Source organism: Shigella dysenteriae (assembly GCF_022354085.1).
In the GTDB taxonomy this organism is placed as follows: domain Bacteria; phylum Pseudomonadota; class Gammaproteobacteria; order Enterobacterales; family Enterobacteriaceae; genus Escherichia; species Escherichia coli.
Genome location: NZ_CP055055.1, coordinates 4863345 through 4887365, shown reverse-complemented (window position 1 = coordinate 4887365; position 24021 = coordinate 4863345). Strand labels below are relative to the sequence as shown.

The 24021-nt window shown below is 49.8% G+C and carries 21 protein-coding genes; 20 read left to right on the top strand and 1 reads right to left on the bottom strand.

The features are described from left to right. Positions 1 to 26 precede the first annotated feature (26 nt). Positions 27 to 1523: an ATPase RavA gene (ravA, locus tag HUZ68_RS23300; RefSeq protein ID WP_001316743.1), complete on the top strand. Its 1497-nt coding sequence runs from the start codon at positions 27 to 29 to the stop codon at positions 1521 to 1523. Further along, entirely contained in the window at positions 1517 to 2968 is a 1452-nt protein-coding gene (viaA, locus tag HUZ68_RS23295; protein ID WP_033815334.1) for an ATPase RavA stimulator ViaA, read from the top strand. Before ravA ends, viaA begins: the two co-directional genes overlap by 7 nt. A 4-nt stretch (positions 2969 to 2972) precedes the next feature. Here viaA and asnA read toward each other — a convergent pair whose 3' ends face one another. Then, the gene (gene asnA, locus HUZ68_RS23290; RefSeq protein ID WP_000845107.1) at positions 2973 to 3965 is read right to left on the bottom strand and encodes an aspartate--ammonia ligase; all 993 of its coding nucleotides are present in this window, start codon (positions 3963 to 3965) and stop codon (positions 2973 to 2975) included. Between the two features lie 152 nt (positions 3966 to 4117). Here asnA and asnC point away from each other — a divergent pair, with 152 nt between their 5' ends. The 18 genes from asnC to HUZ68_RS23200 all read left to right on the top strand — a co-directional run bounded on the left by asnC (position 4118) and on the right by HUZ68_RS23200 (position 24021). Then, entirely contained in the window at positions 4118 to 4576 is a 459-nt protein-coding gene (asnC, locus tag HUZ68_RS23285) for a transcriptional regulator AsnC (RefSeq protein ID WP_000432970.1), read from the top strand. Positions 4577 to 4665: 89 nt separating this feature from the next. Beyond that, a complete protein-coding gene (mioC, locus tag HUZ68_RS23280) occupies positions 4666 to 5109 on the top strand; it encodes an FMN-binding protein MioC (RefSeq protein WP_000763742.1) in 444 nt (147 codons plus the stop codon). A gap of 378 nt (positions 5110 to 5487) precedes the next feature. Further along, positions 5488 to 7377, top strand: coding sequence for a tRNA uridine-5-carboxymethylaminomethyl(34) synthesis enzyme MnmG (gene mnmG / locus HUZ68_RS23275; protein ID WP_000499788.1), 1890 nt, complete (start codon positions 5488 to 5490; stop codon positions 7375 to 7377). Positions 7378 to 7440: 63 nt separating this feature from the next. Then, complete coding sequence (gene rsmG / locus HUZ68_RS23270) at positions 7441 to 8064, top strand: 16S rRNA (guanine(527)-N(7))-methyltransferase RsmG (protein ID WP_000932839.1); 624 nt, start codon at positions 7441 to 7443, stop codon at positions 8062 to 8064. A gap of 616 nt (positions 8065 to 8680) precedes the next feature. Then, on the top strand, positions 8681 to 9061 hold the full coding sequence (gene atpI / locus HUZ68_RS23265) for a F0F1 ATP synthase subunit I (RefSeq protein WP_000116695.1): 381 nt from the start codon (positions 8681 to 8683) through the stop codon (positions 9059 to 9061). Positions 9062 to 9069: 8 nt separating this feature from the next. Then, positions 9070 to 9885, top strand: coding sequence for a F0F1 ATP synthase subunit A (gene atpB, locus HUZ68_RS23260; protein ID WP_000135625.1), 816 nt, complete (start codon positions 9070 to 9072; stop codon positions 9883 to 9885). Positions 9886 to 9931: 46 nt separating this feature from the next. Next, positions 9932 to 10171 carry a F0F1 ATP synthase subunit C gene (atpE, locus tag HUZ68_RS23255; RefSeq protein WP_000429386.1) on the top strand — a complete coding sequence of 80 codons (240 nt, stop codon included), beginning with the start codon at positions 9932 to 9934 and terminating at the stop codon, positions 10169 to 10171. A 61-nt stretch (positions 10172 to 10232) separates the two neighbouring features. Continuing rightward, positions 10233 to 10703, top strand: a complete 471-nt coding sequence (atpF, locus tag HUZ68_RS23250) for a F0F1 ATP synthase subunit B (RefSeq protein WP_001052219.1) — start codon at positions 10233 to 10235, stop codon at positions 10701 to 10703. A 14-nt stretch (positions 10704 to 10717) separates the two neighbouring features. Then, positions 10718 to 11251: a F0F1 ATP synthase subunit delta gene (atpH, locus tag HUZ68_RS23245; RefSeq protein ID WP_001288587.1), complete on the top strand. Its 534-nt coding sequence runs from the start codon at positions 10718 to 10720 to the stop codon at positions 11249 to 11251. A gap of 12 nt (positions 11252 to 11263) precedes the next feature. After that, positions 11264 to 12805, top strand: a complete 1542-nt coding sequence (gene atpA / locus HUZ68_RS23240; protein WP_001176745.1) for a F0F1 ATP synthase subunit alpha — start codon at positions 11264 to 11266, stop codon at positions 12803 to 12805. A gap of 50 nt (positions 12806 to 12855) precedes the next feature. Next, the gene (gene atpG, locus HUZ68_RS23235) at positions 12856 to 13719 is read left to right on the top strand and encodes a F0F1 ATP synthase subunit gamma (protein ID WP_000896498.1); all 864 of its coding nucleotides are present in this window, start codon (positions 12856 to 12858) and stop codon (positions 13717 to 13719) included. Between the two features lie 26 nt (positions 13720 to 13745). Next, on the top strand, positions 13746 to 15128 hold the full coding sequence (atpD, locus tag HUZ68_RS23230; protein ID WP_000190506.1) for a F0F1 ATP synthase subunit beta: 1383 nt from the start codon (positions 13746 to 13748) through the stop codon (positions 15126 to 15128). A gap of 20 nt (positions 15129 to 15148) precedes the next feature. Beyond that, on the top strand, positions 15149 to 15568 hold the full coding sequence (locus HUZ68_RS23225) for a F0F1 ATP synthase subunit epsilon (RefSeq protein WP_001251965.1): 420 nt from the start codon (positions 15149 to 15151) through the stop codon (positions 15566 to 15568). A gap of 352 nt (positions 15569 to 15920) precedes the next feature. Continuing rightward, positions 15921 to 17291 (top strand): bifunctional UDP-N-acetylglucosamine diphosphorylase/glucosamine-1-phosphate N-acetyltransferase GlmU, encoded by a 1371-nt coding sequence (gene glmU, locus HUZ68_RS23220; protein WP_000933736.1) that lies wholly within the window; start codon positions 15921 to 15923, stop codon positions 17289 to 17291. 161 nt (positions 17292 to 17452) lie between these two features. Then, complete coding sequence (glmS, locus tag HUZ68_RS23215; protein WP_000334099.1) at positions 17453 to 19282, top strand: glutamine--fructose-6-phosphate transaminase (isomerizing); 1830 nt, start codon at positions 17453 to 17455, stop codon at positions 19280 to 19282. 158 nt (positions 19283 to 19440) lie between these two features. Next, the gene (locus tag HUZ68_RS23210) at positions 19441 to 20262 is read left to right on the top strand and encodes a TnsA endonuclease N-terminal domain-containing protein (RefSeq protein ID WP_001029679.1); all 822 of its coding nucleotides are present in this window, start codon (positions 19441 to 19443) and stop codon (positions 20260 to 20262) included. After that, positions 20249 to 22357 (top strand): DDE-type integrase/transposase/recombinase, encoded by a 2109-nt coding sequence (locus HUZ68_RS23205; RefSeq protein WP_000267723.1) that lies wholly within the window; start codon positions 20249 to 20251, stop codon positions 22355 to 22357. Before HUZ68_RS23210 ends, HUZ68_RS23205 begins: the two co-directional genes overlap by 14 nt. Then, positions 22354 to 24021 (top strand): AAA family ATPase, encoded by a 1668-nt coding sequence (locus HUZ68_RS23200; RefSeq protein WP_001276994.1) that lies wholly within the window; start codon positions 22354 to 22356, stop codon positions 24019 to 24021. Before HUZ68_RS23205 ends, HUZ68_RS23200 begins: the two co-directional genes overlap by 4 nt.

The following is a 24021-nucleotide window of genomic DNA, read 5'->3' as shown; positions in this document are numbered from 1 at the left end:
TTTTGACGAAAGGACGCCACTTCATTATGGCTCACCCTCATTTATTAGCGGAAAGAATTTCCCGCCTGAGCAGTTCGTTGGAAAAGGGGCTTTATGAACGTAGCCACGCCATCCGCTTGTGTTTATTAGCGGCATTAAGTGGTGAAAGTGTGTTCCTCCTTGGCCCGCCAGGTATTGCCAAAAGTTTGATCGCCCGGCGCTTAAAATTCGCCTTTCAGAATGCCCGCGCGTTTGAATATCTGATGACTCGCTTCTCCACGCCGGAAGAGGTTTTTGGTCCCCTTTCTATTCAGGCGCTAAAAGATGAAGGGCGCTATGAACGTTTAACCAGCGGTTACCTGCCGGAAGCAGAAATCGTCTTTCTGGATGAGATCTGGAAAGCGGGTCCGGCAATTCTTAATACCCTGCTCACCGCCATTAACGAGCGCCAGTTCCGCAACGGTGCACACGTAGAAAAAATCCCGATGCGTCTACTGGTGGCGGCCTCCAACGAGCTGCCGGAAGCAGACAGCAGTCTGGAAGCGTTATATGACCGCATGCTGATTCGTCTGTGGTTAGATAAAGTGCAGGATAAAGCGAATTTCCGCTCCATGCTGACCAGTCAACAGGATGAAAATGACAATCCGGTTCCAGCCTCCTTGCAGGTCACAGATGAAGAATATGAACGCTGGCAGAAAGAGATTGGTGAAATTACGCTGCCCGATCATGTATTTGAGCTGATTTTTATGCTGCGCCAGCAACTGGATAAATTACCGGATGCGCCTTATGTCTCGGATCGTCGCTGGAAAAAAGCGATTCGATTATTGCAGGCCAGCGCCTTTTTTAGCGGTCGCAGTGCTGTTGCCCCGGTTGATCTCATTTTGCTAAAAGATTGCCTGTGGTATGACGCGCAAAGCCTGAATTTGATACAACAACAAATTGATGTATTGATGACCGGTCACGCCTGGCAACAGCAAGGGATGTTGACTCGCCTTGGCGCGATTGTGCAACGTCACCTGCAACTCCAGCAGCAACAAAGCGATAAAACAGCCTTAACGGTAATTCGTCTGGGCGGCATTTTCAGCCGTCGTCAGCAGTATCAACTTCCTGTTAACGTTACTGCTTCCACTCTGACTCTGCTGCTGCAAAAACCGTTAAAATTGCATGATATGGAAGTGGTTCATATCTCCTTTGAGCGTAACGCGCTGGAACAGTGGCTGAGTAAAGGTGGTGAAATTCGCGGCAAACTGAACGGTATCGGCTTTGCCCAGAAATTGAATCTGGAAGTGGATAGCGCCCAACATCTTGTTGTACGCGATGTAAGTTTACAAGGCAGTACGCTGGCACTTCCTGGTTCATCGGCTGAAGGTCTGCCAGGTGAAATAAAACAACAACTGGAAGAGCTTGAAAGTGACTGGCGCAAGCAACACGCTTTATTCAGCGAACAGCAAAAATGTCTGTTTATCCCTGGCGACTGGTTAGGTCGCATTGAAGCCAGCCTACAGGATGTCGGCGCACAGATTCGCCAGGCACAACAATGCTAACGCTGGATACGCTTAATGTGATGCTGGCCGTCAGCGAAGAGGGATTGATCGAAGAGATGATCATCGCGCTGCTGGCCTCACCGCAGCTGGCGGTCTTCTTTGAAAAATTCCCACGCCTGAAGGCGGCAATCACTGATGATGTTCCCCGCTGGCGTGAGGCGCTGCGTAATCGGCTGAAAGATGCCCGAGTCCCGCCGGAACTCACCGAAGAGGTGATGTGCTATCAGCAAAGCCAGCTCCTCTCCACGCCGCAGTTTATTGTGCAGCTACCACAGATCCTGGACTTACTGCATCGTCTGAATTCCCCATGGGCAGAACAAGCCCGACAGTTGGTTGATGCTAACAGCACGATCACTTCAGCGTTACACACGCTTTTCCTCCAGCGTTGGCGTTTAAGTCTGATCGTGCAAGCAACGACGTTAAATCAACAGTTATTAGAAGAAGAACGCGAACAACTGTTGAGTGAAGTTCAGGAACGCATGACGCTTAGCGGACAACTTGAACCGATTCTCGCAGATAACAATACCGCAGCTGGTCGTCTGTGGGATATGAGCGCCGGTCAGCTTAAACGTGGCGACTATCAGTTGATTGTGAAATACGGTGAATTTCTTAACGAACAGCCGGAACTGAAACGCCTGGCAGAACAGCTGGGGCGTTCCCGGGAAGCCAAATCAATACCGCGCAACGATGCGCAGATGGAAACCTTCCGCACCATGGTGCGCGAACCGGCGACGGTTCCTGAGCAGGTTGATGGTCTGCAACAAAGCGATGATATTTTACGTCTTCTGCCGCCAGAACTGGCGACACTAGGGATAACGGAACTGGAGTATGAGTTTTACCGTCGGCTGGTGGAAAAACAGTTGCTCACCTATCGCCTGCACGGTGAGTCGTGGCGTGAAAAAGTGATCGAACGCCCGGTGGTGCATAAAGATTACGACGAACAGCCGCGCGGACCGTTTATTGTCTGCGTGGATACTTCCGGCTCAATGGGCGGCTTTAATGAACAGTGTGCAAAAGCGTTCTGCCTGGCCTTGATGCGCATTGCTCTCGCTGAAAACCGGCGCTGTTATATTATGCTATTTTCCACCGAGATCGTCCGTTATGAGCTTTCAGGCCCACAAGGCATCGAACAAGCAATCCGTTTTTTAAACCAGCAGTTTCGTGGCGGCACCGATCTTGCCAGTTGTTTTCGCGCCATTATGGAACGCTTGCAAAGCAGGGAATGGTTTGATGCCGATGCGGTGGTGATTTCTGATTTTATCGCCCAGCGGTTGCCTGACGACGTGACGAGTAAAGTGAAAGAGCTGCAGCGGGTACATCAGCATCGCTTTCATGCCGTGGCGATGTCGGCACACGGCAAACCCGGCATCATGCGCATTTTCGATCATATCTGGCGCTTTGATACCGGGATGCGAAGCCGCCTGCTCAGACGCTGGCGGCGATAAATTATTACAGCAGAGAAGGGACGCTCTCGCGAACAGCAGCTGGCCATACTCCACACTGAACCTGGCCGATATGCGGCAGTTGCAGCAGCAGCATGGTCAAACGAGACTGGCCGATACCGCCGCCGATGGTCTGCGGCATTTCACCGCGCAGCAACGCCTGATGCCATTCCAGCTGCAGACGATCTTCATCACCGGTCAGCGCCAACTGATGCTTCAACGTGTCGGCATCCACGCGGATCCCCATGGAAGAAAGCTCAAACGCATCTTCCAGTACCGGGTTCCACACCAGAATATCGCCGTTCAGACCCGCATGGCCCAGCTCTGACGGGGTGCTCCAGTCATCATAATCCGGTGCGCGCACGTCGTGGCGATGACCATCGCTCAGCTTGCCGCCAATCCCGACAAGGAATACCGCACCAAGATCTTTCGCTATCGCCCGCTCACGCCCTTTGGCATCAAGATCCGGATAACGAGACAGTAACTCCTGGCTGTGTACGAAGTGGATCTGATCCGGCAGGAACGGTGCCAGGCCAAACTCTTCGCTAACCGCAGCTTCGGTTGCTTTAATTCCCGCCCAGATCGCCTCTACCGTGCTTTTCAGAGTCGAGAATTGACGCTCACCGTCGCCCATTACGCGTTCCCAGTCCCACTGGTCAACATAGACCGAGTGCAACGGAGAAAGACGGTCTTCATCGGGGCGAAGGGCTTTCATGTGCGTGTACAGCCCTTCGCCCGCGCTGAAGTCGTGTTGCCCTAAGGTCTGACGTTTCCACTTCGCCAGTGAATGAACCACTTCGAACTGGGCATCAGGCAGAGCTTTCACTTTTACCTGCACCGCTTTTTCACAGCCCGACAAGTTATCCTGCGTGCCATCCCCCACACGGCTAAGAATCGGCGCCTGGACTTCGATCAGCCCCAGACGTTCTTCCAGTTGGCGAGAAAAGTGAGATTTCACGAAGCTAATTTGGCGTTGTTTGGCAATGTAAGCGGTTTTCATTTTTTTATACTCCTGCGTCCTGTTGCTTATGATTAAGCAACAAAAACCGACACACATGCAATAATCATTCAATAAAAAACCTAACACACTTTTGATTCATTAAAAAAGAAGGCTAAAATAGAATGAATCATCAATCTGCATAAGAAAATCCTATGGAAAATTATCTGATCGACAATCTGGACCGTGGCATCCTGGAAGCATTAATGGGCAATGCGCGCACCGCTTACGCCGAACTGGCGAAACAATTTGGCGTCAGTCCAGGGACGATTCACGTTCGAGTAGAGAAAATGAAGCAGGCGGGGATCATTACCGGGGCGCGTATTGATGTCAGCCCGAAGCAGCTCGGTTATGACGTAGGCTGCTTTATCGGCATTATATTAAAGAGCGCCAAAGACTATCCTTCCGCGCTGGCGAAACTGGAAAGCCTCGATGAAGTCACTGAAGCCTATTACACAACCGGCCACTACAGCATCTTTATAAAAGTGATGTGCCGTTCGATCGATGCTCTCCAGCATGTACTTATCAACAAGATCCAAACAATTGATGAAATTCAGTCCACCGAGACACTGATCGTCCTGCAGAACCCGATCATGCGTACCATCAAGCCCTGATCGGCTTTTTTAATCCCATACTTTTCCACAGGTAGATCCCAACGCGTTCACAGCGTACAATACGCCACTCTTAATAAAGGTGGCGGTTTATGGCAGATATCACTCTTATCAGCGGCAGCACCCTCGGCGGTGCCGAATATGTAGCAGAACACCTGGCTGAAAAGCTGGAAGAGGCGGGTTTTACCACCGAAACGCTGCACGGTCCGCTGTTGGAAGATTTATCTGCCTCGGGGATCTGGCTGGTTATCAGCTCAACCCACGGTGCCGGAGATATTCCGGACAACCTTTCTCCTTTCTATGAAGCATTGCAGGAACAGAAGCCCGATCTTTCTGCGGTCCGCTTTGGCGCAATCGGTATTGGTAGTCGTGAATATGACACCTTTTGTGGGGCTATTGATAAACTCGAGGCTGAACTCAAAAATTCCGGTGCAAAACAGACGGGCGAAACACTGAAGATCAACATTCTTGATCACGACATTCCGGAAGATCCGGCAGAAGAATGGCTGGGATCGTGGATTAATTTACTCAAATGAGTATACAGATCGTGCGATCTACTGTGGATAACTCTGTCAGGAAGCTTGGATCAACCGGTAGTTATCCAAAGAACAACGGTTGTTCAGTTTTTGAGTTGTGTATAACCCCTCATTCTGATCCCAGCTTATACGGTCCAGGATCACCGATCATTCACAGTTAATGATCCTTTCCAGGTTGCTGATCTTAAAAGCCGGATCCTTGTTATCCACAGGGCAGTGCGATCCTAATAAGAGATCACAATAGAACAGATCTCTAAATAAATAGATCTTCTTTTTAATACCCAGGATCCCAGGTCTTTCTCAAGCCGACAAAGTTGAGTAGAATCCACGGCCCGGGCTTCAATCCATTTTCATACCGCGTTATGCGAGGCAATCACCATGTTTTATCCGGATCCTTTTGACGTCATCATCATTGGCGGGGGTCATGCAGGCACCGAGGCCGCGATGGCTGCGGCGCGTATGGGTCAACAGACTCTGCTTTTGACACACAATATCGACACTCTGGGGCAGATGAGCTGCAACCCGGCGATCGGAGGTATTGGGAAGGGACATCTGGTAAAAGAAGTGGATGCACTCGGCGGTCTGATGGCGAAAGCGATCGATCAGGCGGGTATCCAGTTTAGGATACTAAACGCAAGCAAGGGACCGGCAGTTCGCGCTACCCGAGCTCAGGCGGATCGTGTGCTCTACCGTCAGGCGGTACGTACGGCGCTGGAGAACCAACCGAATCTGATGATCTTCCAGCAGGCGGTTGAAGATCTTATTGTCGAAAACGATCGCGTGGTCGGTGCTGTTACCCAAATGGGACTGAAGTTCCGTGCCAAAGCCGTCGTGCTCACCGTTGGGACGTTCCTCGACGGTAAAATTCATATCGGTCTGGATAACTACAGCGGTGGCCGTGCTGGTGATCCGCCGTCCATTCCGCTTTCTCGCCGTTTGCGTGAACTGCCGCTGCGCGTTGGTCGTCTGAAAACCGGGACACCACCGCGTATTGATGCTCGAACCATCGACTTTAGCGTACTGGCGCAACAGCATGGCGATAACCCAATGCCGGTATTCTCGTTTATGGGCAATGCGTCCCAGCATCCCCAGCAGGTGCCGTGTTATATCACTCATACCAACGAGAAAACCCATGATGTGATCCGCAGTAACCTCGATCGTAGCCCAATGTACGCAGGGGTGATCGAAGGTGTCGGCCCACGCTACTGCCCGTCGATCGAAGACAAAGTCATGCGCTTCGCCGACAGAAATCAGCATCAGATCTTCCTTGAACCGGAAGGGCTGACCTCTAACGAAATTTATCCGAACGGTATCTCCACCAGCCTGCCGTTCGATGTGCAGATGCAAATCGTCCGCTCTATGCAGGGGATGGAAAACGCGAAGATCGTGCGTCCGGGTTATGCCATTGAGTATGACTTCTTCGATCCTCGCGACCTGAAACCGACGCTGGAGAGCAAGTTTATCCAGGGGCTGTTCTTTGCTGGTCAGATTAACGGCACTACCGGTTACGAAGAAGCCGCTGCGCAAGGTTTGCTGGCCGGTCTTAACGCTGCCCGTCTGTCTGCTGACAAAGAAGGTTGGGCTCCGGCGCGTTCTCAGGCGTATCTCGGCGTACTGGTTGATGACCTGTGCACTTTAGGAACCAAAGAACCGTATCGTATGTTTACCTCGCGCGCAGAATATCGTCTGATGCTGCGCGAAGATAATGCGGATCTGCGTTTGACTGAAATCGGTCGTGAACTGGGCCTGGTGGATGACGAACGTTGGGCGCGCTTTAACGAGAAACTTGAGAATATCGAGCGTGAGCGTCAGCGTCTGAAATCGACCTGGGTAACCCCGTCGGCGGAAGCTGCAGCCGAAGTGAATGCTCACCTGACTGCGCCGCTTTCCCGTGAAGCCAGTGGTGAAGATCTGCTGCGTCGTCCGGAAATGACTTATGAAAAATTAACCACGCTGACGCCGTTTGCCCCTGCGTTGACAGACGAACAGGCGGCGGAACAGGTTGAGATTCAGGTTAAATACGAAGGTTATATCGCGCGCCAGCAAGATGAGATCGAAAAGCAGCTGCGTAACGAGAACACCTTGCTACCCGCGACACTGGATTACCGCCAGGTATCCGGTCTTTCTAACGAAGTGATCGCCAAACTTAACGATCACAAACCGGCCTCTATCGGCCAGGCTTCGCGTATTTCTGGCGTCACGCCTGCGGCCATCTCCATTCTGCTGGTGTGGCTGAAAAAACAGGGTATGCTGCGTCGTAGCGCATAACGCATTAAAAATGCCTGGTAAGCACCCGCTTACCAGGCAACGCATCAAGAACAGGTAATCACCGTGCTCAACAAACTCTCCTTACTGCTGAAAGACGCAGGTATTTCGCTTACCGATCACCAGAAAAACCAGCTTATTGCCTACGTGAATATGCTGCATAAATGGAACAAAGCGTACAACCTGACTTCGGTCCGCGATCCTAATGAGATGCTGGTACGCCATATTCTCGATAGCATTGTGGTGGCACCGTATCTGCAAGGTGAACGGTTTATCGATGTCGGCACCGGTCCTGGACTGCCTGGCATTCCACTCTCTATCGTGCGTCCTGAAGCCCATTTCACTCTGTTGGATAGCCTTGGTAAACGCGTGCGTTTCCTTCGTCAGGTGCAACATGAGCTTAAACTGGAGAATATTGAGCCAGTACAGAGCAGGGTAGAAGAGTTTCCTTCAGAGCCGCCATTTGATGGCGTAATTAGCCGCGCTTTTGCCTCTCTGAACGATATGGTGAGCTGGTGTCACCATCTTCCTGGTGAGCAAGGCCGTTTCTACGCGCTGAAAGGGCAAATGCCGGAAGATGAAATCGCTTTGTTGCCCGAAGAATATCAGGTTGAATCAGTGGTTAAACTTCAGGTTCCTGCCCTGGATGGCGAACGCCATCTGGTGGTGATTAAAGCAAATAAAATTTAATTTTTATCAAAAAAATCATAAAAAATTGACCGGTTAGACTGTTAACAACAACCAGGTTTTCTACTGATATAACTGGTTACATTTAACGCCACGTTCACTCTTTTGCATCAACAAGATAACGTGGCTTTTTTTGGTAAGCAGAAAATAAGTCATTAGTGAAAATATCAGTCTGCTAAAAATCGGCGCTAAGAACCATCATTGGCTGTTAAAACATTATTAAAAATGTCAATGGGTGGTTTTTGTTGTGTAAATGTCATTTATTAAAACAGTATCTGTTTTTAGACTGAAATATCATAAACTTGCAAAGGCATCATTTGCCAAGTAAATAAATATGCTGTGCGCGAACATGCGCAATATGTGATCTGAAGCACGCTTTATCACCAGTGTTTACGCGTTATTTACAGTTTTTCATGATCGAACAGGGTTAGCAGAAAAGTCGCAATTGTATGCACTGGAAAAATATTTAAACATTTATTCACCTTTTGGCTACTTATTGTTTGAAATCACGGGGGCGCACCGTATAATTTGACCGCTTTTTGATGCTTGACTCTAAGCCTTAAAGAAAGTTTTATACGACACGCGGCATACCTCGAAGGGAGCAGGAGTGAAAAACGTGATGTCTGTGTCGCTCGTGAGTCGAAACGTTGCTCGGAAGCTTCTGCTCGTTCAGTTACTGGTGGTGATAGCAAGTGGATTGCTGTTCAGCCTCAAAGACCCCTTCTGGGGCGTCTCTGCAATAAGCGGGGGCCTGGCAGTCTTTCTGCCTAACGTTTTGTTTATGATATTTGCCTGGCGTCACCAGGCGCATACACCAGCGAAAGGCCGAGTGGCCTGGACATTCGCATTTGGCGAAGCTTTCAAAGTTCTGGCGATGTTGGTGTTACTGGTGGTGGCGTTGGCGGTTTTAAAGGCGGTATTCTTGCCGCTGATCGTTACGTGGGTTTTGGTGCTGGTGGTTCAGATACTGGCACCGGCTGTAATTAACAACAAAGGGTAAAAGGCATCATGGCTTCAGAAAATATGACGCCGCAGGATTACATAGGACACCACCTGAATAACCTTCAGCTGGACCTGCGTACATTCTCGCTGGTGGATCCACAAAACCCCCCAGCCACCTTCTGGACAATCAATATTGACTCCATGTTCTTCTCGGTGGTGCTGGGTCTGTTGTTCCTGGTTTTATTCCGTAGCGTAGCCAAAAAGGCGACCAGCGGTGTGCCAGGTAAGTTTCAGACCGCGATTGAGCTGGTGATCGGCTTTGTTAATGGTAGCGTGAAAGACATGTACCATGGCAAAAGCAAGCTGATTGCTCCGCTGGCCCTGACGATCTTCGTCTGGGTATTCCTGATGAACCTGATGGATTTACTGCCTATCGACCTGCTGCCGTACATTGCTGAACATGTACTGGGTCTGCCTGCACTGCGTGTGGTTCCGTCTGCGGACGTGAACGTAACGCTGTCTATGGCACTGGGCGTATTTATCCTGATTCTGTTCTACAGCATCAAAATGAAAGGCATCGGCGGCTTCACGAAAGAGTTGACGCTGCAGCCGTTCAATCACTGGGCGTTCATTCCTGTCAACTTAATCCTTGAAGGGGTAAGCCTGCTGTCCAAACCAGTTTCACTCGGTTTGCGACTGTTCGGTAACATGTATGCCGGTGAGCTGATTTTCATTCTGATTGCTGGTCTGTTGCCGTGGTGGTCACAGTGGATCCTGAATGTGCCGTGGGCCATTTTCCACATCCTGATCATTACGCTGCAAGCCTTCATCTTCATGGTTCTGACGATCGTCTATCTGTCGATGGCGTCTGAAGAACATTAATTTACCAACACTACTACGTTTTAACTGAAACAAACTGGAGACTGTCATGGAAAACCTGAATATGGATCTGCTGTACATGGCTGCCGCTGTGATGATGGGTCTGGCGGCAATCGGTGCTGCGATCGGTATCGGCATCCTCGGGGGTAAATTCCTGGAAGGCGCAGCGCGTCAACCTGATCTGATTCCTCTGCTGCGTACTCAGTTCTTTATCGTTATGGGTCTGGTGGATGCTATCCCGATGATCGCTGTAGGTCTGGGTCTGTACGTGATGTTCGCTGTCGCGTAGTAAGCGTTGCTTTTATTTAAAGAGCAATATCAGAACGTTAACTAAATAGAGGCATTGTGCTGTGAATCTTAACGCAACAATCCTCGGCCAGGCCATCGCGTTTGTCCTGTTCGTTCTGTTCTGCATGAAGTACGTATGGCCGCCATTAATGGCAGCCATCGAAAAACGTCAAAAAGAAATTGCTGACGGCCTTGCTTCCGCAGAACGAGCACATAAGGACCTTGACCTTGCAAAGGCCAGCGCGACCGACCAGCTGAAAAAAGCGAAAGCGGAAGCCCAGGTAATCATCGAGCAGGCGAACAAACGCCGCTCGCAGATTCTGGACGAAGCGAAAGCTGAGGCAGAACAGGAACGTACTAAAATCGTGGCCCAGGCGCAGGCAGAAATTGAAGCCGAGCGTAAACGTGCCCGTGAAGAGCTGCGTAAGCAAGTTGCTATCCTGGCTGTTGCTGGCGCCGAGAAGATCATCGAACGTTCCGTGGATGAAGCTGCTAACAGCGACATCGTGGATAAACTTGTCGCTGAACTGTAAGGAGGGAGGGGCTGATGTCTGAATTTATTACGGTAGCTCGCCCCTACGCCAAAGCAGCTTTTGACTTTGCCGTCGAACACCAAAGTGTAGAACGCTGGCAGGACATGCTGGCGTTTGCCGCCGAGGTAACCAAAAACGAACAAATGGCAGAGCTTCTCTCTGGCGCGCTTGCGCCAGAAACGCTCGCCGAGTCGTTTATCGCAGTTTGTGGTGAGCAACTGGACGAAAACGGTCAGAACCTGATTCGGGTTATGGCTGAGAATGGTCGTCTTAACGCGCTCCCGGATGTTCTGGAGCAGTTTATTCACCTGCGTGCCGTGAGTGAGGCTACCGCTGAGGTAGACGTCATTTCCGCTGCCGCACTGAGTGAACAACAGCTCGCGAAAATTTCTGCTGCGATGGAAAAACGTCTGTCACGCAAAGTTAAGCTGAATTGCAAAATCGATAAGTCTGTAATGGCAGGCGTTATCATCCGAGCGGGTGATATGGTCATTGATGGCAGCGTACGCGGTCGTCTTGAGCGCCTTGCAGACGTCTTGCAGTCTTAAGGGGACTGGAGCATGCAACTGAATTCCACCGAAATCAGCGAACTGATCAAGCAGCGCATTGCTCAGTTCAATGTTGTGAGTGAAGCTCACAACGAAGGTACTATTGTTTCTGTAAGTGACGGTGTTATCCGCATTCACGGCCTGGCCGATTGTATGCAGGGTGAAATGATCTCCCTGCCGGGTAACCGTTACGCTATCGCACTGAACCTCGAGCGCGACTCTGTAGGTGCGGTTGTTATGGGTCCGTACGCTGACCTTGCTGAAGGCATGAAAGTTAAGTGTACTGGCCGTATCCTGGAAGTTCCGGTTGGCCGTGGCCTGCTGGGCCGTGTGGTTAACACTCTGGGTGCACCAATCGACGGTAAAGGTCCGCTGGATCACGACGGCTTCTCTGCTGTAGAAGCAATCGCTCCGGGCGTTATCGAACGTCAGTCCGTAGATCAGCCGGTACAGACCGGTTATAAAGCCGTTGACTCCATGATCCCAATCGGTCGTGGTCAGCGTGAATTGATCATCGGTGACCGTCAGACCGGTAAAACCGCACTGGCAATCGATGCCATCATCAACCAGCGCGATTCCGGTATCAAATGTATCTATGTCGCTATCGGCCAGAAAGCGTCCACTATTTCTAACGTGGTACGTAAACTGGAAGAGCACGGCGCACTGGCTAACACCATCGTTGTGGTAGCAACCGCGTCTGAATCCGCTGCACTGCAATACCTGGCACCATATGCTGGTTGCGCAATGGGCGAATACTTCCGTGACCGCGGTGAAGATGCGCTGATCATTTACGATGACCTGTCTAAACAGGCTGTTGCTTACCGTCAGATCTCCCTGCTGCTCCGTCGTCCGCCAGGACGTGAAGCATTCCCGGGCGACGTATTCTACCTCCACTCTCGTCTGCTGGAGCGTGCTGCGCGTGTTAACGCCGAATACGTTGAAGCTTTCACCAAAGGTGAAGTGAAAGGGAAAACCGGTTCTCTGACCGCGCTGCCGATTATCGAAACTCAAGCGGGTGACGTTTCTGCGTTCGTTCCGACCAACGTAATCTCCATTACCGATGGTCAGATCTTCCTGGAAACCAACCTGTTCAACGCCGGTATTCGTCCTGCGGTTAACCCGGGTATTTCCGTATCCCGTGTTGGTGGTGCAGCACAGACCAAGATCATGAAAAAACTGTCCGGTGGTATCCGTACCGCGCTGGCACAGTATCGTGAACTGGCAGCGTTCTCTCAGTTTGCATCCGACCTTGACGATGCAACGCGTAAACAGCTTGACCACGGTCAGAAAGTGACCGAACTGCTGAAACAGAAACAGTATGCGCCGATGTCCGTTGCGCAGCAGTCTCTGGTTCTGTTCGCAGCAGAACGTGGTTACCTGGCGGATGTTGAACTGTCGAAAATCGGCAGCTTCGAAGCCGCTCTGCTGGCTTACGTCGACCGTGATCACGCTCCGTTGATGCAAGAGATCAACCAGACCGGTGGCTACAACGACGAAATCGAAGGCAAGCTGAAAGGCATCCTCGATTCCTTCAAAGCAACCCAATCCTGGTAACGTCTGGCGGCTTGCCTTAGGGCAGGCCGCAAGGCATTGAGGAGAAGCTCATGGCCGGCGCAAAAGAGATACGTAGTAAGATCGCAAGCGTCCAGAACACGCAAAAGATCACTAAAGCGATGGAGATGGTCGCCGCTTCCAAAATGCGTAAATCGCAGGATCGCATGGCGGCCAGCCGTCCTTATGCAGAAACCATGCGCAAAGTGATTGGTCACCTTGCACACGGTAATCTGGAATATAAGCACCCTTACCTGGAAGACCGCGACGTTAAACGCGTGGGCTACCTGGTGGTGTCGACCGACCGTGGTTTGTGCGGTGGTTTGAACATTAACCTGTTCAAAAAACTGCTGGCGGAAATGAAGACCTGGACCGACAAAGGCGTTCAATGCGACCTCGCAATGATCGGCTCGAAAGGCGTGTCGTTCTTCAACTCCGTGGGCGGCAATGTTGTTGCCCAGGTCACCGGCATGGGGGATAACCCTTCCCTGTCCGAACTGATCGGTCCGGTAAAAGTGATGTTGCAGGCCTACGACGAAGGCCGTCTGGACAAGCTTTACATTGTCAGCAACAAATTTATTAACACCATGTCTCAGGTTCCGACCATCAGCCAGCTGCTGCCGTTACCGGCATCAGATGATGATGATCTGAAACATAAATCCTGGGATTACCTGTACGAACCCGATCCGAAGGCGTTGCTGGATACCCTGCTGCGTCGTTATGTCGAATCTCAGGTTTATCAGGGCGTGGTTGAAAACCTGGCCAGCGAGCAGGCCGCCCGTATGGTGGCGATGAAAGCCGCGACCGACAATGGCGGCAGCCTGATTAAAGAGCTGCAGTTGGTATACAACAAAGCTCGTCAGGCCAGCATTACTCAGGAACTCACCGAGATCGTCTCGGGGGCCGCCGCGGTTTAAACAGGTTATTTCGTAGAGGATTTAAGATGGCTACTGGAAAGATTGTCCAGGTAATCGGCGCCGTAGTTGACGTCGAATTCCCTCAGGATGCCGTACCGCGCGTGTACGATGCTCTTGAGGTGCAAAATGGTAATGAGCGTCTGGTGCTGGAAGTTCAGCAGCAGCTCGGCGGCGGTATCGTGCGTACCATCGCAATGGGTTCCTCCGACGGTCTGCGTCGCGGTCTGGATGTAAAAGACCTCGAACACCCGATCGAAGTCCCGGTAGGTAAAGCGACTCTGGGCCGTATCATGAACGTACTGGGTGAACCGGTCGACATGAAAGGCGAGATCGGTGAAGAAGAGCGTTGGGCTATTCACCGCGCAGCACCTTCCTACGAAGAGCTGTCAAACTCTCAGGAACTGCTGGAAACCGGTATCAAAGTTATCGACCTGATGTGTCCGTTCGCTAAGGGCGGTAAAGTTGGTCTGTTCGGTGGTGCGGGTGTAGGTAAAACCGTAAACATGATGGAGCTCATTCGTAACATCGCGATCGAGCACTCCGGTTACTCTGTGTTTGCGGGCGTAGGTGAACGTACTCGTGAGGGTAACGACTTCTACCACGAAATGACCGACTCCAACGTTATCGACAAAGTATCCCTGGTGTATGGCCAGATGAACGAGCCGCCGGGAAACCGTCTGCGCGTAGCTCTGACCGGTCTGACCATGGCTGAGAAATTCCGTGACGAAGGTCGTGACGTTCTGCTGTTCGTTGACAACATCTATCGTTACACCCTGGCCGGTACGGAAGTATCCGCACTGCTGGGCCGTATGCCTTCAGCGGTAGGTTATCAGCCGACCCTGGCGGAAGAGATGGGCGTTCTGCAGGAACGTATCACCTCCACCAAAACCGGTTCTATCACCTCCGTACAGGCAGTATACGTACCTGCGGATGACTTGACTGACCCGTCTCCGGCAACCACCTTTGCGCACCTTGACGCAACCGTGGTACTGAGCCGTCAGATCGCGTCTCTGGGTATCTACCCGGCCGTTGACCCGCTGGACTCCACCAGCCGTCAGCTGGACCCGCTGGTGGTTGGTCAGGAACACTACGACACCGCGCGTGGCGTTCAGTCCATCCTGCAACGTTATCAGGAACTGAAAGACATCATCGCCATCCTGGGTATGGATGAACTGTCTGAAGAAGACAAACTGGTGGTAGCGCGTGCTCGTAAGATCCAGCGCTTCCTGTCCCAGCCGTTCTTCGTGGCAGAAGTATTCACCGGTTCTCCGGGTAAATACGTCTCCCTGAAAGACACCATCCGTGGCTTTAAAGGCATCATGGAAGGCGAATACGATCACCTGCCGGAGCAGGCGTTCTACATGGTCGGTTCCATCGAAGAAGCTGTGGAAAAAGCCAAAAAACTTTAACGCCTTAATCGGAGGGTGATATGGCAATGACTTACCACCTGGACGTCGTCAGCGCAGAGCAACAAATGTTCTCTGGTCTGGTCGAGAAAATCCAGGTAACGGGTAGCGAAGGTGAACTGGGGATCTACCCTGGCCACGCACCGCTGCTCACCGCCATTAAGCCTGGTATGATTCGCATCGTGAAACAGCACGGTCACGAAGAGTTTATCTATCTGTCTGGCGGCATTCTTGAAGTGCAGCCTGGCAACGTGACCGTTCTGGCCGACACCGCAATTCGCGGCCAGGATCTCGACGAAGCGCGAGCCATGGAAGCGAAACGTAAGGCTGAAGAGCACATTAGCAGCTCTCACGGCGACGTAGATTACGCTCAGGCGTCTGCGGAACTGGCCAAAGCGATCGCGCAGCTGCGCGTTATCGAGTTGACCAAAAAAGCGATGTAACACCGGCTTGAAAAGCACAAAAGCCAGTCTGGAAACAGGCTGGCTTTTTTTTTGCGCGTGTGACCCGCCCTGAATAGCGTTCACATAGATCCTGCTGATATAAAACCCCCTGTTTTCCCGTTTATTCATTGATCGAAATAAGAGCAAAAACATCCACCTGACGCTTAAATGAAGGTACTGCCTTAATTTTCTGCAGACAAAAGGCGTGACGATGGTCGAAAATGGCGCTTTCGTCAGCGGGGATAATCCGTTATTGAACAATTTATCCTCTGTCCATTTCACGATGAAAAAAATGTAGTTTTTTCAAGGTGAAGCGGTTTAAATTCGTTCTCAAATTACAGTCAGGACGCGTATGTTGAATAATGCTATGAGCGTAGTGATCCTTGCCGCAGGTAAAGGCACGCGCATGTATTCCGATCTTCCGAAAGTGCTGCATACCCTTGCCGGGAAAGCGATGGTTCAGCATGTCATTGATGCTGCGAATGAATTAGGCGCAGCGCACGTTCACCTGGTGTACGGTCACGGCGGCGATCTGCTAAAACAGGCGCTGAAAGACGACAACCTGAACTGGGTGCTTCAGGCAGAACAGCTGGGTACTGGTCATGCAATGCAGCAGGCTGCACCTTTCTTTGCCGATGATGAAGACATTTTAATGCTCTACGGCGACGTGCCGCTGATCTCTGTCGAAACACTCCAGCGTCTGCGTGATGCTAAACCGCAGGGTGGCATTGGTCTGCTGACGGTGAAACTGGATGATCCGACCGGTTATGGACGTATCACCCGTGAAAACGGCAAAGTTACCGGCATTGTTGAGCACAAAGATGCCACCGACGAGCAGCGTCAGATTCAGGAGATCAACACCGGCATTCTGATCGCTAACGGCGCAGATATGAAACGCTGGCTGGCGAAGCTTACCAACAATAATGCTCAGGGCGAATACTACATCACCGACATTATTGCGCTGGCGTATCAGGAAGGGCGTGAAATCGTCGCCGTTCATCCGCAACGTTTAAGCGAAGTAGAAGGCGTGAATAACCGCCTGCAACTCTCCCGTCTGGAGCGCGTTTACCAGTCCGAACAGGCTGAAAAACTGCTGTTAGCAGGCGTTATGCTGCGCGATCCGGCGCGTTTTGATCTGCGCGGTACGCTTACTCACGGGCGCGATGTTGAAATTGATACTAACGTTATCATCGAGGGCAACGTGACTCTCGGTCATCGCGTGAAAATCGGCACCGGTTGCGTGATTAAAAACAGCGTGATTGGCGATGATTGCGAAATTAGCCCATATACCGTCGTGGAAGACGCGAATCTGGCGGCGGCCTGTACCATTGGCCCGTTTGCCCGTTTGCGTCCTGGTGCTGAGTTGCTCGAAGGTGCACACGTCGGTAACTTTGTTGAGATGAAAAAAGCACGTCTGGGTAAAGGCTCGAAAGCTGGTCATCTGACTTACCTTGGCGATGCGGAAATTGGCGATAACGTTAACATCGGCGCGGGAACCATTACCTGCAACTACGATGGTGCGAATAAATTTAAGACCATTATCGGCGACGATGTGTTTGTCGGTTCCGACACTCAGCTGGTGGCCCCGGTAACAGTAGGCAAAGGTGCAACCATTGCTGCGGGTACAACTGTGACGCGTAATGTCGGCGAAAATGCATTAGCTATCAGCCGTGTGCCGCAGACTCAGAAAGAAGGCTGGCGTCGTCCGGTCAAGAAAAAGTAATTCTGGCCGGGTAATCCGGTCATATGGGATGAGGAGATAACATAATCTCCCGCTCACAAGCAGTAACTATAAAAATAACCCCACTCTCTACAAGGCTCGGGGCGCCCGAAAAAACGGGCATACAGGTTGACCGACAACGATATAAATCGGAATCAAAAACTATGTGTGGAATTGTTGGCGCGATCGCGCAACGTGATGTAGCAGAAATCCTTCTTGAAGGTTTACGTCGTCTGGAATACCGCGGATATGACTCTGCCGGTCTGGCCGTTGTTGATGCAGAAGGTCATATGACCCGCCTGCGTCGCCTCGGTAAAGTCCAGATGCTGGCTCAGGCAGCGGAAGAACATCCTCTGCATGGCGGCACCGGTATTGCTCACACTCGCTGGGCGACCCACGGTGAACCTTCAGAAGTGAATGCGCATCCGCATGTTTCTGAACACATTGTGGTGGTGCATAACGGCATCATCGAAAACCATGAACCGCTGCGCGAAGAGTTAAAAGCGCGTGGCTATACCTTCGTTTCTGAAACCGACACCGAAGTGATTGCCCATCTGGTGAACTGGGAGCTGAAACAGGGCGGTACTCTGCGTGAGGCTGTTCTGCGTGCTATCCCGCAACTGCGTGGTGCGTACGGTACAGTGATCATGGACTCCCGTCACCCGGATACCCTGCTGGCAGCACGTTCTGGTAGTCCGCTGGTGATTGGTCTGGGTATGGGTGAAAACTTTATCGCTTCTGACCAGCTGGCGCTGCTGCCGGTGACCCGTCGCTTTATCTTCCTTGAAGAGGGCGATATTGCGGAAATCACTCGCCGTTCGGTAAACATCTTCGATAAAACTGGCGCGGAAGTAAAACGTCAGGATATCGAATCCAATCTGCAATATGACGCGGGCGATAAAGGTATTTACCGTCACTACATGCAGAAAGAGATCTACGAACAGCCGAACGCGATCAAAAACACCCTTACCGGGCGCATCAGCCACGGTCAGGTTGATTTAAGCGAGCTGGGACCGAACGCCGACGAACTGCTGTCGAAGGTTGAGCATATTCAGATCCTCGCCTGTGGTACTTCTTATAACTCCGGTATGGTTTCCCGCTACTGGTTTGAATCGCTGGCAGGTATTCCGTGCGACGTCGAAATCGCCTCTGAATTCCGCTATCGCAAATCTGCCGTGCGTCGTAACAGCCTGATGATCACCTTGTCACAGTCTGGCGAAACCGCAGATACACTGGCGGGCCTGCGTCTGTCGAAAGAGCTGGGTTACCTTGGTTCACTGGCAATCTGTAACGTTCCGGGTTCTTCTCTGGTGCGCGAATCCGATCTGGCGCTGATGACCAACGCGGGTACGGAAATCGGCGTGGCATCCACTAAAGCATTCACCACTCAGTTAACTGTGCTGTTGATGCTGGTGGCGAAGCTGTCTCGCCTGAAAGGTCTGGATGCCTCCATTGAACATGACATTGTGCATGGTCTGCAGGCGCTGCCGAGCCGTATTGAGCAGATGCTGTCTCAGGACAAACGCATTGAAGCACTGGCAGAAGATTTCTCTGACAAACATCACGCGCTGTTCCTGGGCCGTGGCGATCAGTACCCAATCGCGCTGGAAGGCGCATTGAAGCTGAAAGAGATCTCTTACATTCACGCTGAAGCCTACGCTGCAGGTGAACTGAAACACGGTCCGCTGGCGCTGATTGATGCCGATATGCCGGTTATCGTCGTTGCACCGAACAACGAATTGCTGGAAAAACTGAAATCCAACATTGAAGAAGTTCGCGCGCGTGGCGGTCAGTTGTATGTCTTCGCCGATCAGGATGCGGGTTTTGTAAGTAGCGATAACATGCACATCATCGAGATGCCGCATGTGGAAGAGGTGATTGCACCGATCTTCTACACCGTTCCGCTGCAGTTACTGGCTTATCACGTCGCGCTGATCAAAGGCACCGACGTTGACCAGCCGCGTAACCTGGCAAAATCGGTAACGGTTGAGTAATATTATTCATTTGCTGAACGAAGGTGTGGGCGGACAATAAAGTCTTAAACTGAACAAAATAGATCTAAACTATGACAATAAAGTCTTAAACTAGACAGAATAGTTGTAAACTGAAATCAGTCCAGTTATGCTGTGAAAAAGCATACTGGACTTTTGTTATGGCTAAAGCAAACTCTTCATTTTCTGAAGTGCAAATTGCCCGTCGTATTAAAGAGGGGCGTGGCCAAGGGCATGGTAAAGACTATATTCCATGGCTAACAGTACAAGAAGTTCCTTCTTCAGGTCGTTCCCACCGTATTTATTCTCATAAGACGGGACGAGTCCATCATTTGCTATCTGACTTAGAGCTTGCTGTTTTTCTCAGTCTTGAGTGGGAGAGCAGCGTGCTAGATATACGCGAGCAGTTCCCCTTATTACCTAGTGATACCAGGCAGATTGCAATAGATAGTGGTATTAAGCATCCTGTTATTCGTGGTGTAGATCAGGTTATGTCTACTGATTTTTTAGTGGACTGCAAAGATGGTCCTTTTGAGCAGTTTGCTATTCAAGTCAAACCTGCAGCAGCCTTACAAGACGAGCGTACCTTAGAAAAACTAGAACTAGAGCGTCGCTATTGGCAGCAAAAGCAAATTCCTTGGTTCATTTTTACTGATAAAGAAATAAATCCCGTAGTAAAAGAAAATATTGAATGGCTTTATTCAGTGAAAACAGAAGAAGTTTCTGCGGAGCTTTTAGCACAACTATCCCCATTGGCCCATATCCTGCAAGAAAAAGGAGATGAAAACATTATCAATGTCTGTAAGCAGGTTGATATTGCTTATGATTTGGAGTTAGGCAAAACATTGAGTGAGATACGAGCCTTAACCGCAAATGGTTTTATTAAGTTCAATATTTATAAGTCTTTCAGGGCAAATAAGTGTGCAGATCTCTGTATTAGCCAAGTAGTGAATATGGAGGAGTTGCGCTATGTGGCAAATTAATGAGGTTGTGCTATTTGATAATGATCCGTATCGCATTTTGGCTATAGAGGATGGCCAAGTTGTCTGGATGCAAATAAGCGCTGATAAAGGAGTTCCACAAGCTAGGGCTGAGTTGTTGCTAATGCAGTATTTAGATGAAGGCCGCTTAGTTAGAACTGATGACCCTTATGTACATCTTGATTTAGAAGAGCCGTCTGTAGATTCTGTCAGCTTCCAGAAGCGCGAGGAGGATTATCGAAAAATTCTTCCTATTATTAATAGTAAGGATCGTTTCGACCCTAAAGTCAGAAGCGAACTCGTTGAGCATGTGGTCCAAGAACATAAGGTTACTAAGGCTACAGTTTATAAGTTGTTACGCCGTTACTGGCAGCGTGGTCAAACGCCTAATGCATTAATTCCTGACTACAAAAACAGCGGTGCACCAGGGGAAAGACGTTCAGCGACAGGAACAGCAAAGATTGGCCGAGCCAGAGAATATGGTAAGGGTGAAGGAACCAAGGTAACGCCCGAGATTGAACGCCTTTTTAGGTTGACCATAGAAAAGCACCTGTTAAATCAAAAAGGTACAAAGACCACCGTTGCCTATAGACGATTTGTGGACTTGTTTGCTCAGTATTTTCCTCGCATTCCCCAAGAGGATTACCCAACACTACGTCAGTTTCGTTATTTTTATGATCGAGAATACCCTAAAGCTCAGCGCTTAAAGTCTAGAGTTAAAGCAGGGGTATATAAAAAAGACGTACGACCCTTAAGTAGTACAGCCACTTCTCAGGCGTTAGGCCCTGGGAGTCGTTATGAGATTGATGCCACGATTGCTGATATTTATTTAGTGGATCATCATGATCGCCAAAAAATCATAGGAAGACCAACGCTTTACATTGTGATTGATGTGTTTAGTCGGATGATCACGGGCTTTTATATCGGCTTTGAAAATCCGTCTTATGTGGTGGCGATGCAGGCTTTTGTAAATGCTTGCTCTGACAAAACGGCCATTTGTGCCCAGCATGATATTGAGATTAGTAGCTCAGACTGGCCGTGTGTAGGTTTGCCAGATGTGTTGCTAGCGGACCGTGGCGAATTAATGAGTCATCAGGTCGAAGCCTTAGTTTCTAGTTTTAATGTGCGAGTGGAAAGTGCTCCACCTAGACGTGGCGATGCTAAAGGCATAGTGGAAAGCACTTTTAGAACACTACAAGCCGAGTTTAAGTCCTTTGCACCTGGCATTGTAGAGGGCAGTCGGATCAAAAGCCATGGTGAAACAGACTATAGGTTAGATGCATCTCTGTCGGTATTTGAGTTCACACAAATTATTTTGCGTACGATCTTATTCAGAAATAACCATCTGGTGATGGATAAATACGATCGAGATGCTGATTTTCCTACAGATTTACCGTCTATTCCTGTCCAGCTATGGCAATGGGGTATGCAGCATCGTACAGGTAGTTTAAGGGCTGTGGAGCAAGAGCAGTTGCGAGTAGCGTTACTGCCTCGCCGAAAGGTCTCTATTTCTTCATTTGGCGTTAATTTGTGGGGTTTGTATTACTCGGGGTCAGAGATTCTGCGTGAGGGTTGGTTGCAGCGGAGCACTGATATAGCTAGACCTCAACATTTAGAAGCGGCTTATGACCCAGTGCTGGTTGATACGATTTATTTGTTTCCGCAAGTTGGCAGCCGTGTATTTTGGCGCTGTAATCTGACGGAACGTAGTCGGCAGTTTAAAGGTCTCTCATTTTGGGAGGTTTGGGATATACAAGCACAAGAAAAACACAATAAAGCCAATGCGAAGCAGGATGAGTTAACTAAACGCAGGGAGCTTGAGGCGTTTATTCAGCAAACCATTCAGAAAGCGAATAAGTTAACGCCCAGTACTACTGAGCCCAAATCAACACGCATTAAGCAGATTAAAACTAATAAAAAAGAAGCCGTGACCTCGGAGCGTAAAAAACGTGCGGAGCATTTGAAGCCAAGCTCTTCAGGTGATGAGGCTAAAGTTATTCCTTTCAACGCAGTGGAAGCGGATGATCAAGAAGATTACAGCCTACCCACATACGTGCCTGAATTATTTCAGGATCCACCAGAAAAGGATGAGTCATGAGTGCTACCCGGATTCAAGCAGTTTATCGTGATACGGGGGTAGAGGCTTATCGTGATAATCCTTTTATCGAGGCCTTACCACCATTACAAGAGTCAGTGAATAGTGCTGCATCACTGAAATCCTCTTTACAGCTTACTTCCTCTGACTTGCAAAAGTCCCGTGTTATCAGAGCTCATACCATTTGTCGTATTCCAGATGACTATTTTCAGCCATTAGGTACGCATTTGCTACTAAGTGAGCGTATTTCGGTCATGATTCGAGGTGGCTACGTAGGCAGAAATCCTAAAACAGGAGATTTACAAAAGCATTTACAAAATGGTTATGAGCGTGTTCAAACGGGAGAGTTGGAGACATTTCGCTTTGAGGAGGCACGATCTACGGCACAAAGCTTATTGTTAATTGGTTGTTCTGGTAGTGGGAAGACGACCTCTCTTCATCGTATTCTAGCCACGTATCCTCAGGTGATTTACCATCGTGAACTCAATGTAGAGCAGGTGGTGTATTTGAAAATAGACTGCTCGCATAATGGTTCGCTAAAAGAAATCTGCTTGAATTTTTTCAGAGCGTTGGATCGAGCCTTGGGCTCGAACTATGAGCGTCGTTATGGCTTAAAACGTCATGGTATAGAAACCATGTTGGCTTTGATGTCGCAAATAGCCAATGCACATGCTTTAGGGTTGTTGGTTATTGATGAAATTCAGCATTTAAGCCGCTCTCGTTCGGGTGGATCTCAAGAGATGCTGAACTTTTTTGTGACGATGGTGAATATTATTGGCGTACCAGTGATGTTGATTGGTACCCCTAAAGCACGAGAGATTTTTGAGGCTGATTTGCGGTCTGCACGTAGAGGGGCAGGGTTTGGAGCTATATTCTGGGATCCTATACAACAAACGCAACGTGGAAAGCCCAATCAAGAGTGGATCGCTTTTACGGATAATCTTTGGCAATTACAGCTTTTACAACGCAAAGATGCGCTGTTATCGGATGAGGTCCGTGATGTGTGGTATGAGCTAAGCCAAGGAGTGATGGACATTGTAGTAAAACTTTTTGTACTCGCTCAGCTCCGTGCGCTAGCTTTAGGCAATGAGCGTATTACCGCTGGTTTATTGCGGCAAGTGTATCAAGATGAGTTAAAGCCTGTGCACCCCATGCTAGAGGCATTACGCTCGGGTATCCCAGAACGCATTGCTCGTTATTCTGATCTAGTCGTTCCCGAGATTGATAAACGGTTAATCCAACTTCAGCTAGATATCGCAGCGATACAAGAACAAACACCAGAAGAAAAAGCCCTTCAAGAGTTAGATACCGAAGATCAGCGTCATTTATATCTGATGCTGAAAGAGGATTACGATTCAAGCCTGTTAATTCCCACTATTAAAAAAGCGTTTAGCCAGAATCCAACGATGACAAGACAAAAGTTACTGCCTCTTGTTTTGCAGTGGTTGATGGAAGGCGAAACGGTAGTGTCAGAACTAGAAAAGCCCTCCAAGAGTAAAAAGGTTTCGGCTATAAAGGTAGTCAAGCCCAGCGACTGGGATAGCTTGCCTGATACGGATTTACGTTATATCTATTCACAACGCCAACCTGAAAAAACCATGCATGAACGGTTAAAAGGGAAAGGGGTAATAGTGGATATGGCGAGCTTATTTAAACAAGCAGGTTAG